At 67.1% G+C, this 14,414-nt stretch carries 14 protein-coding genes; 7 read left to right on the top strand and 7 right to left on the bottom strand.

From position 1 onward, the window contains the following. The first annotated feature begins 10 nt into the window (after positions 1-10). The 4 genes from NL2_RS17390 to NL2_RS17375 all read left to right on the top strand — a co-directional run bounded on the left by NL2_RS17390 (position 11) and on the right by NL2_RS17375 (position 2,851). Complete coding sequence (locus NL2_RS17390; protein WP_068077087.1) at positions 11-1,009, top strand: GNAT family N-acetyltransferase; 999 nt, start codon at positions 11-13, stop codon at positions 1,007-1,009. Between the two features lie 77 nt (positions 1,010-1,086). Then, positions 1,087-1,371, top strand: a complete 285-nt coding sequence (locus tag NL2_RS17385; protein WP_174522627.1) for a phosphopantetheine-binding protein — start codon at positions 1,087-1,089, stop codon at positions 1,369-1,371. Continuing rightward, a complete protein-coding gene (locus tag NL2_RS17380) occupies positions 1,368-2,042 on the top strand; it encodes an alpha/beta hydrolase family protein (protein WP_157083227.1) in 675 nt (224 codons plus the stop codon). The genes NL2_RS17385 and NL2_RS17380 overlap by 4 nt, the downstream gene beginning before the upstream one ends. After that, positions 2,039-2,851 carry a hydrolase 1, exosortase A system-associated gene (locus tag NL2_RS17375; protein WP_068077081.1) on the top strand — a complete coding sequence of 271 codons (813 nt, stop codon included), beginning with the start codon at positions 2,039-2,041 and terminating at the stop codon, positions 2,849-2,851. The genes NL2_RS17380 and NL2_RS17375 overlap by 4 nt, the downstream gene beginning before the upstream one ends. A 367-nt stretch (positions 2,852-3,218) precedes the next feature. Here the strand turns inward: NL2_RS17375 and trxB are convergent, their stop codons facing one another. Further along, complete coding sequence (gene trxB / locus NL2_RS17370) at positions 3,219-4,190, bottom strand: thioredoxin-disulfide reductase (protein WP_068077079.1); 972 nt, start codon at positions 4,188-4,190, stop codon at positions 3,219-3,221. Between the two features lie 166 nt (positions 4,191-4,356). Between trxB and NL2_RS17365 the strand changes: the two genes are divergently transcribed. Further along, the gene (locus tag NL2_RS17365; protein WP_068077077.1) at positions 4,357-5,106 is read left to right on the top strand and encodes a hypothetical protein; all 750 of its coding nucleotides are present in this window, start codon (positions 4,357-4,359) and stop codon (positions 5,104-5,106) included. Positions 5,107-5,167: 61 nt separating this feature from the next. On the opposite strand, the gene NL2_RS17360 is transcribed toward NL2_RS17365, so the two are convergent. From NL2_RS17360 to NL2_RS17340, 5 genes are all read right to left on the bottom strand, one after another. After that, the gene (locus NL2_RS17360) at positions 5,168-5,995 is read right to left on the bottom strand and encodes a tyrosine-protein phosphatase (RefSeq protein ID WP_245647742.1); all 828 of its coding nucleotides are present in this window, start codon (positions 5,993-5,995) and stop codon (positions 5,168-5,170) included. Between the two features lie 206 nt (positions 5,996-6,201). After that, positions 6,202-6,603: a response regulator gene (locus NL2_RS17355; RefSeq protein WP_245647741.1), complete on the bottom strand. Its 402-nt coding sequence runs from the start codon at positions 6,601-6,603 to the stop codon at positions 6,202-6,204. Beyond that, complete coding sequence (locus NL2_RS17350) at positions 6,600-7,682, bottom strand: PAS domain-containing protein (RefSeq protein WP_218006124.1); 1,083 nt, start codon at positions 7,680-7,682, stop codon at positions 6,600-6,602. Before NL2_RS17350 ends, NL2_RS17355 begins: the two co-directional genes overlap by 4 nt. Positions 7,683-7,806: 124 nt before the next feature. Then, positions 7,807-8,241, bottom strand: coding sequence for a hotdog fold thioesterase (locus NL2_RS17345; protein ID WP_084356182.1), 435 nt, complete (start codon positions 8,239-8,241; stop codon positions 7,807-7,809). Further along, complete coding sequence (locus NL2_RS17340) at positions 8,238-9,449, bottom strand: M20 metallopeptidase family protein (protein ID WP_068077076.1); 1,212 nt, start codon at positions 9,447-9,449, stop codon at positions 8,238-8,240. The genes NL2_RS17345 and NL2_RS17340 overlap by 4 nt, the downstream gene beginning before the upstream one ends. Before the next feature lie 171 nt (positions 9,450-9,620). On the opposite strand from NL2_RS17340, the gene NL2_RS17335 reads away from it, so the two are divergent. Next, a complete protein-coding gene (locus NL2_RS17335; protein ID WP_068077075.1) occupies positions 9,621-10,871 on the top strand; it encodes an acetyl-CoA C-acetyltransferase in 1,251 nt (416 codons plus the stop codon). Between the two features lie 177 nt (positions 10,872-11,048). Here the strand turns inward: NL2_RS17335 and NL2_RS17330 are convergent, their stop codons facing one another. Next, positions 11,049-12,422: a M28 family peptidase gene (locus tag NL2_RS17330; protein ID WP_068077074.1), complete on the bottom strand. Its 1,374-nt coding sequence runs from the start codon at positions 12,420-12,422 to the stop codon at positions 11,049-11,051. 195 nt (positions 12,423-12,617) lie between these two features. Here NL2_RS17330 and ettA point away from each other — a divergent pair, with 195 nt between their 5' ends. After that, positions 12,618-14,297, top strand: coding sequence for an energy-dependent translational throttle protein EttA (gene ettA, locus NL2_RS17325; RefSeq protein WP_068077073.1), 1,680 nt, complete (start codon positions 12,618-12,620; stop codon positions 14,295-14,297). Positions 14,298-14,414: the final 117 nt, after the last annotated feature.

The following is a 14,414-nucleotide window of genomic DNA, read 5'->3' as shown; positions in this document are numbered from 1 at the left end:
GCAGGGTTTGTTGGAACGCGTCGTCTATCATGCCGATATTAACGAAGCGCAAGGCGATGCCGCGCGCCATCCGCTGGCATCGGCCGGACCGTTCGACCGGATCGACTGGTTCGCGCTGCTGGCGCAGGAGTGCCTTACGCCTCACGCCCCGCTGATCGCACAGGCGCAGGATGCGGCTGGGAGCGTCGCGCTGCCGTTGCGCACCGACGGAACGCGGGCCCTAGCCGGGCTGGCCAACTGGTACAGCTTCTGGCTGCGCCCGCTCGCCAGCGATGCCGCCGCCGCCGGGCGCCTGCTGCCGGCCCTCGTTCGCGACCTTGCGCGGCGGGCGGATCGCCTGACGGTCTCGCATCTGCCCGAATCCGATGCAGCACTGCTCGACCAGGCACTGCGGGCCGGTGGCTGGACGACATTTTGCACAGCCTGCGACGTCAACCATTTCCTGCCCGTGGCAGGTCGCAGTTTCGCAGAATACTGGGCGGCGCGGCCGGGGCAACTGCGCGAAACGGTGCGGCGCAAGGGGCGCAAGGGCGTGGTCGAGTTGCGCATTGCGACCGCGTTCGATCCCGCCGACTGGGCGGCATACGAAGCGATATACGGCCTCAGCTGGAAGCCCGAGGAAGGCAACCCCGCGTTACTGCGCCGTTTTGCCGAAGCCGAAGGCGCGGCGGGGCGGCTGCGCATGGGCATCGCCACGATCGACGGCCAGCCGGTCGCCGCGCAATTCTGGACGGTCGAGGCGGGCACCGCCTTCATCCACAAGCTGGCGCACGATGAATCGGTGAAGAAGCATTCGCCCGGCACGTTGCTCAGCGCCGCGTTGTTCGAGCATGTCATCGACCGCGACGGTGTGGCCGAGGTCGATTTCGGCACCGGCGACGATCCGTACAAGCGCGACTGGATGGAGGCGGTGCGACCGCGCCTGCGGATCGAGGCGTTCCGCCCGCTCGCCGTGCGGCAGTGGCCGCGCCTCGCCCGTCGGCTGGCGCGTTCGCTGCGCAACCGATAGCTCTGACGGGGGCTTGTTTCGGCCCGGCCCGCTGGCTAATGGCCGGAAATTGAGGGAAATACGGAGGGCAGCAGCCGGTGACGGGTGTGAATGACAGCGACGCCGACACGATCCTGCGTGGCATCCTGCGCGACGTGCTGGGGCTCGACCAGCAACGGACCGATGCGCTGACCGCCGACAGCGGGCTGTTCGGGTCGTTGCCCGAACTCGATTCGATGGCCGTGGCGGGGCTGCTCACCGAAATGGAAGATCGCCTCGACATCGTCATAGACGACGATGAAGTCGACGGCGAACTGCTTGAAAATTACGGCAATCTCCTCGACTTTGCCCGATCCAAACGCGCCGCCGCCCAAGGGGCGTGATCGCCGACTGGCCCTGCCCTGCCGCCGGCGGGATACGCCACGAGCGGGCGCTGGTGTTCGACCGGAACCGCACGGCGCGGCTGCTGGTGGTCCCGCCGCTGTTCGAGGAAGCCAACCGCACGCGGCGGCTGCTGATGGGGGCGATGCGGCAGCTCGATGATGCCGGGATCGACAGCCTGCTGCCCGATTTGCCGGGCTGCCTCGAAAGCACCGCGCCGTTCGGCGAACAAGACCTCGACACATGGCGCGCCGCGATGGCGACGGCGGCCGCGCATTTCGGCGCGACGCATGTGTTTTCGCTGCGCGGCGGCGCGCTGGTTGCGCCGACGCACCTGCCCCGCTGGCTGCTCGAGCCGGTCGCCGGGGCGGCGTTGTTGCGCCAGTTGCTGCGCGCTCGCTCGATCGCCGCCAAGGAGGCGGGGCGTGTTGAAAACGGCGCGGCGCTGCTGGAGATCGGGCGCGCCGAAGGCCTCGAACTGGCCGGATACCGCTGTGGTGCGGGGCTGATCCGCCACCTCGAAGCGGCAACGGTGAGCGAGAACAGCGGCACCGCCATCATCCGCCAGGCCGAACTTGGCGGCGGCGCACTGTGGCTGCGCAGCGAACCGGCCGACGATCCGGCCCAGTCGGCGGCGCTGGCGGCGCTGCTGGCAGCAGGCATCGCCGGATGAGCCGGCGGCATTTCACGTTCGACTGCGAGGGTGTCGCGCTGGCGGCCACGGTCGACCCGGCGGCGGGCCTGATGGCAAGCCGCTCCACCGGCCTGCTGCTGGTGTCGGGCGGCAACGAGGTGCGATCGGGCAGTTGGGCGGGACAGGCGCAGCTGGCCGCGCGCCTTGCCGCCGCCGGGTTCCCGGTGCTGCGCTTCGACCGGCGGGGCGTGGGCGACAGCGACGGCGAAAACCGGGGCTTTCGGGACGAACAGGCCGATATTGCCGCCGCGCTCGCCGCATTCCGGACCGAAGCGCCGGGGCTCGACCGCATCGTGGCGTTCGGCAACTGCGACGCCGCCAGCGCACTGGCGCTCGGCGCGCCGACACTGGCGCTGGACGCGCTCGTGCTGGCCAACCCGTGGACGATCGAGGCCACCGACGAACCGGCCGAGGGCGACGCGCCCGCACTTTCGGCCGCAGCGGTGCGCCAGCGGTATCTTGCCAAGCTGACCAATCCGCGCGAAATCTGGCGGCTGCTGAGCGGCGGGGTCAACCTCGCCAAGCTGGCAAGGGGCCTGCGCGCCGCCGCCACGCCCGCCGCGCCATCCTCGCTGGCGGGGGACATGCAGGCCGGGCTGGCAGGCTTTTCCGGCCCCGTCACGATCCTGCTGGCAGAGGGCGACCGCACCGCGCAGGCGTTCATCGGGGCGTGGCCGAAGGGCGATCAGCGGGTCCGGCGAATCGCCAGCGCATCGCACAGCTTCTCCGACGATGCGGCGCGCGACTGGTTGTTCGATCGCCTGCTGGAGGCGCTTCGTTCAGCTTGAGCGCGGTTTTGCTGCTGAAGTTGACGAAGTTTACACATCCAACATCGCCAGGACGGCGGAGCCGCGGCATTTGCCAAGTGATGGCAGATAGCCCACCTAAAACATTGCAGATGCTAGATGAAATTTGGCGCATCGGCAGGCCATACCGCAGACCGATGGCTGTAGGACAGCGATAATGCCTGGCGGGATCACCCGGACCCGCTCATCCTGAGCCCATCGACCGGCTCTGGATAAACTTCGGCTCGGTGGGCCGAAGTTGAGCGATGTGCGTCACGTTCACCCAACGCGCGACGTGTCTCGACTTCGCTCGACATGAACGGGGTCGGGGTGGGTCAGTGCGATGTCGTCACTCTCCAGACCGGCCCCGCTATTCCGCAGCCTGGCGATGCGCCGCGAACTCGCGTTCGGCCAGAAAGCGTTCGGCGTCCAGCGCGGCCATGCAGCCGGTGCCTGCCGCCGTCACCGCCTGGCGATAGATCTGATCCATCACGTCGCCGCAGGCGAACACGCCGGGGATCGCGGTCTTGGGCGTGCCCGGCTCGACCAGGATATAGCCGCTATCGTCGAGATCGAGCTTGCCCTTGAACAGCTCGGTCGCGGGCGCATGGCCGATCGCCACGAACGCGCCGTCGGTGGTGACGTGGCTTTTCTCGCCGGTGACGGTGTCGAGCAGGTCGAGCCCGGTGAGCCCTGCCCCGCCGAGATCGCCGACGAAGCGGTCGACCGCCTTGTTCCACAGCACTTTCACGCCGGGGTGCGCAAACAGCCGGTCCTGCAGGATCTTTTCCGCGCGCAGCGAATCGCGGCGGTGGATCAGCGTCACGTCGGGGCTGTGGTTGGTGAGGTACAGCGCTTCCTCGACCGCAGTGTTGCCGCCGCCGATCACCACGACTTTCTTGCCGCGATAGAAAAACCCGTCGCAGGTGGCGCACGCCGAAACGCCCTTGCCGCCGAACTCGACCTCGCCCGGCGCGCCGAGCCACTTGGCCTGCGCACCGGTGGCGATCACCAGCACGTCGCCTTCGTAGATATCGCCGCTGTCGCCCACCGCGCGGAACGGCGAGCCATCGAGGCTGACCTCGGTGATGGTGTCCCACAGCATGCGCGTGCCGACGTGTTCGGCCTGCGCCTGCATTTCCTCCATCAGCCACGGGCCCTGGATCACGTCGCGAAAGCCGGGATAGTTCTCGACATCGGTGGTGATGGTCAGCTGGCCGCCCGGCTGCAATCCCTGCACCACGATCGGCTGCATCCCGGCGCGCGCGCCGTAGATCGCGGCGGACAAGCCGGCCGGGCCGGAACCGATGATGAGCATGCGGGTGGTGTGGGTCGTTGCCATGGGGCCTCCAGTCGTCGCCCGGCGAAATAGGGAGTGACGCGGCGAAAGGCGAGTCCGCCGCGCCAGTTTTCCCGCAGGTTCGGCACGAAAGCGGCCACAGGAATTATTTGCGACTTGCAAATGCGACTTGTTCTCATTAGCGGACGGCGCTTCAGAGGGGATTTTCATGCGCCGACCGAACAGCCTGACCCATGCCCGCGCGCGCGCCGCCGCCCTGGCCGCGCTGCTGATACTGGCCATTCCCGGCACGGCCCATGCCGCACCGGGGCTGGGCGACGAAGTCTATGGCGCCACGATCGAGCAGGGCGAGGTCGAGGCCGAGGCGCGCTATGGCCGGCTGGCCGGCGGGGCGGACAGCGGCGAGGACGCGCTTAAGCTGGAACTGGCCTATGCGCCGACCAGTCGCCTGCGGCTGGGCACCCAGATCGAGTTCGAGCGCGAGGCCGGCCAATCGCGCAAGGCCGAGGCGATGGGCTTCGAAGCGATCTACAGCCTGGGCAAAGTCGCCGGAATCGACGTGGCGATTTATGGCGAATACGAAGCGGTGTTCCACGGCCCCGATGCGCTGGAAGGCAAGCTGCTGCTCGAAAAGCGCGCCGGACCGTTCGACGCCCGGCTGAACCTGATCGGCAACAAGCCGTTGAAGGGCGGCGAAAAACTGGCGCTGAGCTATGCCGCCTCGGCCGACCTGGCGGTGGGCGAGGACTGGCGGCTGGGCATGGCCGCGTTCGGCGACCTTGGCGATTTCGACAACTTCGCCCCGCGCGCCGAACATTTCGCCGGTCCCGTGGTGAAAACCGAGATCGAGGGCCTTGGCCCCGAACTGGGGATCGAATTCGGCTACCTGTTCGCACTGGGCGCGGCGCGTGACGACAGCAAGGGCCAGCTGCGGCTGAACCTGGAAATGGAGTTCTGAGGGGGGGCGGACGCGCGTCGTCCCGGTCAAGCCCGGGACGACGGCTGCCCCTACACCGACCTCAGTCCACCAGCCGCGCTTCCATCGCCGCAGTGACCGCCGGGGTTACGCCCAGCACATCGCGCGCATACGCTTCGATCGTGCCGTGGCGCTGGATGATCGCGTCGAACGCGTTGTCGAGGAAATCCTCGTGCACCGACATCAGCTTGCGGAAGGCGGCGTCGTCCATCGTCTTGCCGCTGCCGCGCAAATGCTCGGCCCCGGCGGCGATGCGCGCTTCGGAATTGCCGGCGGTGTTGGTCAGCAGGTAATCGTCCATCACATCGTCAGCGTGGACGCCCAGGATACGATGCACCAGCGCGGCGGCCAGCCCGGTGCGGTCCTTGCCGGCAAAGCAGTGCAGCAGGCTGGCGCCGTCGCGATGGGCCAGCGCATCGAAATACAGCCGGTACGTGCCGACCAGCGCCGGGCGCCATGGCAGTTCGCGATAGAGCGTGGCCATTGCCTGGTGCGCGCTGGCTTCGTCGCGCACGCGATCGGCGAATTCCTCGTGCACGGCGCGGCCATGGCCGCTGGCGGTTTCGCCCGGTTCGAACAGCACGATGGCGTCAAATTGCGAATGGCGCAGGCATGGATATTGCCCGCGCTCGGTATCGCCGCGCAAATCGATGATCGTGCGCAAGTCGAGGTCGTGGATGACGTCGAGATCGGCGGGCGTGGCTTCGGCGTGCTGGCCCGAGCGCCACAGCAGCCCACGCTTCAGCGTACCCGCGCGGGCCTCATAGCCGCCGTAATCGCGCAAGTTGTGGATGCCTTCCAGCGTGATCGTGCGATCCGGGCCGGGTGCGACGCGGTCGGCCCTGTCCATCCCCGAAGCATGCTCGTTCATAACCGTATCCCGATGTGTGGGCCTGATCCGATGGCGCATGCCGATCCGGACAGACATTGCGGCGCCCGTTGCGGGGCGAGTCGATGCTGCAACCGCTAACAATGATCCGCCGCCAAGGCTTCATAAATATGGCACGTAGCGCCAGTTGCCAGCAAATTCGTTCGCAAGCTTCCTAGTTTTGCGCCTCACCCAAGGGTGCGCAGGCGTTACTGCGGTTCCGGCGCCCGGCTCTGCTGCGCAGCTTCCAGCATGGTCGAAACCACCACCGAAGCCGGCGTGGGCTTGGGCACCAGCTTGCCGCCCAGCTGGCGCACCGCTTCGTCCATTCGGTCGAGATCGCCGGTGTGGAGGATGTAGGGCACGCCGCGCGCCGCGAGTTCGCGGGCGACGCATTCGCACGTCTGCCCGCCGCCCAGCGATACGTCGAGGATGGCGGCGGTGACGCAGCCGTTCTCGACATGGCGCAATGCCTGCGTGGTGTTCAGCGCGGCGAGCGGAATGCAGCCGATGTCCTCGATCGCGAATTCCAGATCGAGCAGGATCATCGGCTCATCGTCGAGAACGAGGATGTGCGGATGCAGCACCGGGCTCACGATCACCGGGTTCACGCGCGATCGACCTGCAGCGGCAACCGCACGGTCACCTGCAGGCCGCGCGGATCCCAGCCGCGCTCGATCGTTCCGCCCGACATCCGCAGCAGGCGGTCGACGATTTCGGTGCCGGTGCCGGTGATGGGGCGCATCTCGTCGATGTTCACGGCAGGCCCGCCGCGTTCGATCCAGTCGATGCGGAACGTGGGGTCGCGTTCCAGCCGGTCGCTCTGCCAGTCGATATCGACGGTGCCTTCGTCGCCCGAGAGCGCACCGTACTTGAGCGCGTTGGTGGCCAGTTCGTGCAAGGTCAGGCCCAGCACCGATACCGCGCCGAAGTTGGTGCGCAATCCGTTGCCCAGCAGGCGGATGCGGTTGCCCGCCGGATCATAGGGCGCGACCACTGCGCGGATCGACTGACCGATCTCGACCGTGCCGCGCGACGAATCGTCGAGTGTGGTCTCATACGCACGGCCCAGCGCCTGGATGCGTTCGTTGATCTCGCGCGCCTCGGCCTCGATCCCCCGGCTGCGCCCGGTGATGTTGACGATGCCGCCGATCACCGAAAACATGTTCTTCATGCGGTGCGACAGTTCGCGCGCCATTTCGCGGGCGTGCTGTTCTTCCGACCGCGCCGCGCGCACTTCGGACACGTCCCACTGGCTGCCGAAGTAATAGAGCAGCCCGCCGGCATCGTCGTAGATCGGCCCGAGGTGGAGCGCGTTCCAGAACCGCGAGCCGTCCTTGCGGTAGTTGACCAGTTCGACCACGACCACTTCCTGCGCGGTCAGCGCCGCGCGAATTTTTGCAACGGCGGCCGGATCGGTTTCGGGCCCCTGCAGGAAGCGGCAGTTGCGGCCAAGGATCTCGCCTTCGTCGTAGCCGGTCAGCTTGCGGAACGCGCGGTTGGAGAAAATGATCGGAATGTCGGCCTGGGTCGGATCGCACAGGCAGATCGCCATGCGCGTCTGCGCCATCGCCTGTTCGAACAGCACGCCCGATGCGCCCGCGAACGAATCCTCGCGATGGTTCGCCCTGAATCGCGCGGGGCTGTCGTCATGGATCTGGAAGGCCTGTTCGGTGCGGTCATCTGGCAAGATGTGTCGTTCCGTTAAATGCTGAATTTCATGGGATAGTTTCGAATGAACTTCCAGAACCCGGCAGCAGCGGATTCGGTTCCATCGGTTCGCCCCGAATTTCAGCCCCGAAACGGACCGGCGCCTATTTCCGGTCGAGCGCCACGATCGCCACGGTCAGCCGCGACAGGCACACCAACTTGTCGGCCTCATCCTCGATGCGGATGGTCCAGACTTGCGTGGACCGGCCGATCGATTCGGCGCGCGCGGTGGCATAGACCCAGCCGCTGTAGGCCGGGCGGATGTGGTTGGCGTTGATCTCCATGCCCACCGCGACGAACTTGTCGCGATCGATCACCATCCCGGCGCCCATCGATCCCACGGTTTCCGCCAGCGCCACCGAAGCCCCGCCGTGAAGCCGCCCGAACGGCTGGTGGGTGCGCTCGTCCACCGGCATCCGGGCCTTCACCCAGTCATCGCCGATCGCCACGAACTCCATGCCGAGATGGCCCGGCATCGCCTGCGCGCCCAGCCGGGTGAGCCGCTCGGCCGAGGGCTTTTCCCCGTTCCACCAGATCATGCGAAGCCTTTCGCCAGGAACCGTTCCGCGCAGCCCGCCAGCAGCGCGGTGCCCAGCGGCAGCGTGGCCTCGTCCACCATCATCCGCGTCGAATGGATGCCGCAGCAGGCCTGCCAGTCCGCGCCTTGGTGCGCCACGCCCAGGAAAAACATCGCACCGGGCGCTTTTTCGAGCACGTACGAAAAGTCCTCCGCGCCCATGATCGGGTGATCGAGCCGGTGGAACGCGGCGGCGCCGAACAGGTCCTGCGCCACCGCTTCGCCCAGATCCACCGCGCGCGGATCGCACACCGTGACCGGAAAGCCCTGCGTGACCGTGACCGTTGCCACCATGTCGTGCGCGGCGGCGATCAGCGTGGCCAGCCGCTCGACTTCGCCGCCGATGCGGGTGCGCGATGCCGGTGACAGCGTGCGGATCGTGCCGCGCAGCGTCGCCCGGTCGGGGATGACGTTGTGCGCCGTGCCCGCGCTGATCTGCGCCACAGTCACCACCACCGGGTCCGCCACGCTGAACTTGCGCGTGACCATCGCCTGCAGCGCGGTGACGATCTCGCACGCCACGGGTACCGGATCGAGCGTCTGGTGCGGCATCGAGGCATGGCCGCCGCGCCCGGTCACCGTGATATCGAACTGGTCGGCCGAGGCGAGCAGCGCGCCCGCCCGGCCCGCGATGATGCCGTGCGGGCTGTTGGGCATGATGTGCAGCGCGAACGCGGCATCGGGCAGCGGATCCAGCAGCCCGTCGTCGATCATGAACCGCGCGCCGTGATAGCCTTCCTCGCCCGGCTGGAACATGAAGTGCACGTCACCGGCCAGCGTCTCGCGCCGCGCCCACAGCACTTGCGCCGCGCCCGCCAGCATCGCGGTGTGCGTGTCATGGCCGCAGGCGTGCATCGCGCCGGGCGTGGTCGAGGAAAAGTCGAGCCCGGTCTCCTCGGTCATCGGCAGCGCATCCATGTCGCCGCGCAGCAACACCGACCGGCGCGGGCCATCGCCCGCCGCAGCAGTGACTTTCAGCGTGGCGACCAGCCCGGTGGTGGATGGACCCTCACGCCATTCGAGCGGCAGCTGCGCCAGCGCGGCGCGGACTTTGTCGCGGGTCTTGGGCGTGTGCAGCCCCAGTTCGGGCTCGGCGTGGATCGCGCGGCGCAGCGCGACGATCCCGTCTCCCGCCGCGCGGGCTTGTTCGAGCAAATGGGCATGAAGCATCGGGAACAACCTTTCCGGCGTGGTGCGCAAGGATCGTATGCAAGCATATCTTTCCGGCGAGTGTGCGAATCCGACTTGCGGGCAGCCCTTGGCGGGCTTAATCGTCCGGTTAAACCACGCCGACGGACCGACCGCCAGCGCGGACGATAATTGCCTCAGGAGAAGAATGCCATGGCCGAAGCCTATATCATCGACGCTGTCCGCACCCCGCGCGGAATCGGCAAGCCCGGCAAGGGCGCGCTGTCGCACCTTCACCCGCAGGAACTCGCCGCCACGGTGATGCGCGCGCTGAAGGACCGCAACCACCTCGACACCGCAACGGTCGACGACATCGTGTGGTCGACCTCGACGCAAAAGGGCAAGCAGGGCGGCGATCTGGGCCGTATGGCCGCGCTCTCCGCCGGGTTCGACGTCAAGGCCAGCGGCACCACGCTCGACCGGTTCTGCGGCGGCGGGATCAGCTCGGTCAACTTCGCGGCGGCCTCGGTCATGTCGGGCATGGAAGACTGCGTGATCGCCGGCGGCACCGAAATGATGAGCTACCACGCCCAACTCAACGCCGCCGAAGCCAATGCCGGGATCGCGCCGATGCTCATGGGTTCGGGCAACGAAGTGCTCGATGCGGTGCACCCGCAATCGCACCAGGGCGTGTGCGGCGATGCCATCGCCGCGATCGAGGGCATCAGCCGCGAGGCGCTGGACGCACTCGCGCTGGTCAGCCAGCAGCGCGCCGACGTGGCGATCAAGGAAGGCCGCTTTGCCCGGTCGGTCGTGCCCGTCCTCAACGCCGACGGCAGCGTCGCGCTCGACCATGAGGAATTCCCCCGCCCCGAAACCACTGCGGAAGGCCTCGCCAGCCTGAAGCCCGCGTTCACCGGGCTGATGGACTTCGATCTGGGCAACGGCGTCACCTTCCGCAAGCAGATCAACCGCCGCTATCCCGATGTCGAGATCAAGCCGGTCCACCACGCGGGCAACAGCTCGGGCGTGGTCGATGGCGCGGGCGCGCTGCTGATCACTTCGAAGGAATATGCCGACAAGCACGGGATGAAGCCGCGCGCGCGCATCGTCGCCTATGCCAACCAGGGCGACGATCCCACGCTGATGCTCAACGCGCCCGTCCCTGCCGCCAACAAGGTGCTGGAAAAGGCCGGCCTCAAGAAGGACGACATCGACGTCTGGGAAATCAACGAGGCGTTCGCGGTGGTGGCCGAAAAGTTCATTCGCGACCTCGATCTCGACCGCGCCAAGGTCAATCCCAACGGCGGCGCGATGGCGCTGGGCCACCCGATCGGCGCGACCGGATCGATGCTGATCGGCACCGCGTTGGATGAGCTGGAACGGACCGGCGGCCGCTATGGCCTGGTCACGATGTGCGCGGCGGGCGGCATGGCCCCGGCGATCATCATCGAGCGGATTTGATTTAAGCCCACGCCATCCCCGCTCATGTCGAGCGAAGTCGAGACACGTCGCGCTACAGTTGAATGTGGCGCACCATCCCTCGACTTCGCTCGGGATGAGCGGGGTAGGTTGGGGATGAGCGGGGTAGGTTGGGGATGAGCGGGGCAGTTTGGTCGATTCGACTATCGTGCGCTCCCCTTACGGCGCCGCGATAACCCCCGCTTCATTCGCCACGATCTTCAGCACCGCCGTCCACGCCGCGACATTCTGGTCCAGCATCGCCGGGTCGATCTTGTCGAGCGTATCGTCGGGGGTGTGGTGCAGATCGAAATAGTGGGTGCCGTCCTGCCCCAGCCCGATCACCGCCAGCTTCTGCGCAGCGATGATCGGTTCGACATCGGTGCCGCCATCGGCCTTGCCCGCTGACGTGACGATGCCCAGCGGGTTGAGCGCGGCGGTGATCTTGTCCGCCAGCGGCTTGTTGGCGTCGGCGAACGCATACTGCACGCGCCACACCCGGTCGGCGCCGAAGTCGCTTTCCATGCCCAGCGCGTGTTTATCGCCGGCGTGCGCCTTGGCATAAGCATCGCCGCCGTAACCGCCCAGTTCCTCGCTGCCTGCCCACAGCACGCGGATGGTGCGCAACGGCGCCCCGCCCTCCTGCGCCTTCAGCGCGGCGGCGGTGATGATCGCGCAGCCGGCCGCGTTGTCGATCGCGCCGGTGCCCAGATCCCAGCTGTCGAGATGGCAGCCGATCACGATCATCGGCAGCGACGGGTCGCGCCCCGGCAGATCGGCAATCACGTTGCCCGAGGGCATCTTGTCCTGCGCGTGGCTGGTGAGCGTCAGCGCGAGGCGCACCGGCTTGCCGCCCGGCTGCATATGGGCAAACGTGCGCGCGATCAGATCGGCGTCGGGGTTGGAGACCGCGCCCGCCGGGATCGGCTTGATCCCGTCGGTGAAGTTGGTCGCCCCGGTGTGCGGGTTGCGGTGGCTGTCGGTCCCGGCGGAGCGGATCACCACCGCCATCGCGCCCAGCTTCGAGGCGATCGCCGGGCCCTGCCGCCGCACGTTGCCGTAGGGGCCGTAGCCCGACCCATCCTGGTTGGCGCGCATCGCATGGTCGACGAACGCGATCTTGCCGCTGAGTGATCCGGCTGGCGCGGCCTTCAGCGCATCGAGCGAGGGGAAGTACATTACCTCGCCCTCGATCCCCTTGGCCGGCGTCGGCGCGCTGTAACCCAGCGCGGTGATCGCCAGATGCTGCGGCACCGGCGCGACCAGATGCGCCTCGTCGATCCCGCGCACGAAACCGCGGATCGGGAAGCCCTCGACGCGCACGTTGGCAAAGCCCAGCGCCTTCAGCCGTGCCTCCGCCCAGCTGCGCGCGCGCGCTTCGGCCTCGCTGCCCGCCAGCCGCTCGCCGACTTCGGTGGTCAGCCCCGCGACGATGTCCCACGCGACATCGCCCTTCGGCTCGTCCGCCATGGCAAGCTGTGGCACCAGCACGAGGGACAGGAGCGCGGCGGCGGAAGCGGCGGCGCGGGTCGGGGCGGCAAACTTGTTTCGCATGAAACCGTGCCTATCTTCGCCATGCCGCTCTGCCAACCCCCGCACTGCACCTCCGGCCGCATTGGCTGCCCGACGGCCGCCAAGACGCGCTTGCCGACTTTCGACGGCTTGGGTAGGAGCGCGGCGACTTTCCAGCCTTTCGCAGGCTCTTGCCCTCCCAGCCTGCACAAGGCTCTTGCCCCAAGGACGTTCCCGATGGCCGCCCAGTACGCCTATGTCATGAAGAGCATGACCAAGACCTTCCCCGGCGCGCCCAAGCCGATCCTGAAGGACATCAGCCTGCAGTTCTATCAGGGCGCCAAGATCGGCATCGTCGGCCCGAACGGCGCGGGCAAGTCCACGCTGATGAAGATCATGGGCGGGATCGACACCGATTACACCGGCGAAGCATGGCCGGGCGAGAACATCACGGTCGGTTACCTGCCGCAGGAGCCCGAGCTCGACACCAGCAAGACCGTGCTCGAAAACGTCAAGGATGGCGCGCGCGAGACTGCCGACCTGGTCGATCGCTTCAACGAAATCAGCAACCTGATGGCCGATCCGCCCGAGGACGTCGATTTCGACGCGCTGATGGAGGAAATGGGCACGCTGCAGGAAAAGATCGACGCGGTCGACGGCTGGACGCTCGACAACCAGCTCGAGATCGCGATGGAAGCGTTGCGCTGCCCGCCGGGCGACTGGCCGGTGGACAACCTGTCGGGCGGTGAAAAGCGCCGCATCGCGCTGACCCGGCTGCTGATCCAGAAGCCCGGCATCCTGCTGCTCGACGAACCGACCAACCACCTCGATGCCGAAAGCGTCAACTGGCTGGAAAACCACCTCAAGGAATATGCCGGCGCGGTGCTGATGATCACCCACGATCGCTACTTCCTCGACAACGTGGTCGGCTGGATCCTCGAAATCGACCGCAGCAAGTACTTCCCCTACGAAGGCAACTATTCGACCTATCTGGAAAAGAAGGCCAAGCGGCTCGATCAGGAAGGCCGCGAGGACGAAGGCCGCCAGAAGGCGATCCGCGACGAGCTCGAATGGATCCGCGCCGGGACCAAGGGCCGCCAGACCAAGAGCAAGGCGCGCATCAAGGCGTTCGACCAGCTGGTCGAATCGACCGAGACGCGGATCATCAACAAGGCGCAGATCGTCATCCAGGTGCCCGAACGCCTTGGCGGCAAGGTGATCGAGGCGACCAACATCTCGAAAGCTTATGGCGACAAGCTGTTGTTCGAGAACCTGTCTTTCCTGCTGCCGCCGGGCGGCATCGTCGGGATCATCGGCCCCAACGGCGCGGGCAAGTCCACGCTGTTCAAGCTGATCACCGGCCAGGAACAGCCCGACACCGGCACCATCGCGATCGGCGAGACGGTGCGGCTGGGCTTTGTCGACCAGAGCCGCGACCAGCTCGATGCCACGCACAACGTGTGGGAGGAAGTGTCCGGCGGGCATGACTACATGACCGTCAACAAGCAGGAAATGTCCACCCGCGCCTATGTCGGCGCGTTCAACTTCAAGGGTGGCGACCAGCAGAAGAAGGTGGGGCAGCTTTCGGGCGGTGAACGCAACCGCGTGCACATGGCCAAGATGCTCAAAGCCGGCGGCAACGTGCTGCTGCTCGACGAACCGACCAACGATCTCGACGTCGAGACGCTGCGCGCGCTGGAAGACGCGATCGAGAACTTCGCCGGCTGCGCCGTGGTCATCAGCCACGATCGCTTCTTCCTCGATCGCCTCGCCACGCACATCCTCGCGTTCGAGGGCGACAGCCACGTCGAATGGTTCGAAGGCAACTTCGAGGCTTACGAGGAAGACAAGCGGAGAAGGCTGGGCGATGCGGCGGATCGGCCGACCCGGTTGGCGTACAAGAAGCTTACGCGCTGACCGACGCAGGGTCGCTGTTCCTGCGGACGGCGGCCCAAACTGTCAGCAAACACGTTACGAACATGAACGGGAGGCCATGTTCCCTATTCAGCCCGCCGTAAGTGCGACTCGCCTAGA

The organism is Novosphingobium lentum NBRC 107847 (genome assembly GCF_001590965.1).
Lineage (GTDB): Bacteria > Pseudomonadota > Alphaproteobacteria > Sphingomonadales > Sphingomonadaceae > Novosphingobium > Novosphingobium lentum.
Note: the sequence above shows the minus strand (reverse complement) of the source record. Positions and strands in the feature narration are given on the sequence as shown.

Coding starts and splice junctions, on each gene's coding strand:
- NL2_RS17360 (WP_245647742.1), bottom strand. CDS start 5,995: ATGAACGAGCATGCTTCGGGGATGGACAGGGCCGACCGCGTCGCACCC.
- NL2_RS17335 (WP_068077075.1), top strand. CDS start 9,621: ATGGCCGAAGCCTATATCATCGACGCTGTCCGCACCCCGCGCGGAATC.
- trxB (WP_068077079.1), bottom strand. CDS start 4,190: ATGGCAACGACCCACACCACCCGCATGCTCATCATCGGTTCCGGCCCG.
- NL2_RS17330 (WP_068077074.1), bottom strand. CDS start 12,422: ATGCGAAACAAGTTTGCCGCCCCGACCCGCGCCGCCGCTTCCGCCGCC.
- ettA (WP_068077073.1), top strand. CDS start 12,618: ATGGCCGCCCAGTACGCCTATGTCATGAAGAGCATGACCAAGACCTTC.
- NL2_RS17375 (WP_068077081.1), top strand. CDS start 2,039: ATGAGCCGGCGGCATTTCACGTTCGACTGCGAGGGTGTCGCGCTGGCG.
- NL2_RS17340 (WP_068077076.1), bottom strand. CDS start 9,449: ATGCTTCATGCCCATTTGCTCGAACAAGCCCGCGCGGCGGGAGACGGG.
- NL2_RS17345 (WP_084356182.1), bottom strand. CDS start 8,241: ATGATCTGGTGGAACGGGGAAAAGCCCTCGGCCGAGCGGCTCACCCGG.
- NL2_RS17365 (WP_068077077.1), top strand. CDS start 4,357: ATGCGCCGACCGAACAGCCTGACCCATGCCCGCGCGCGCGCCGCCGCC.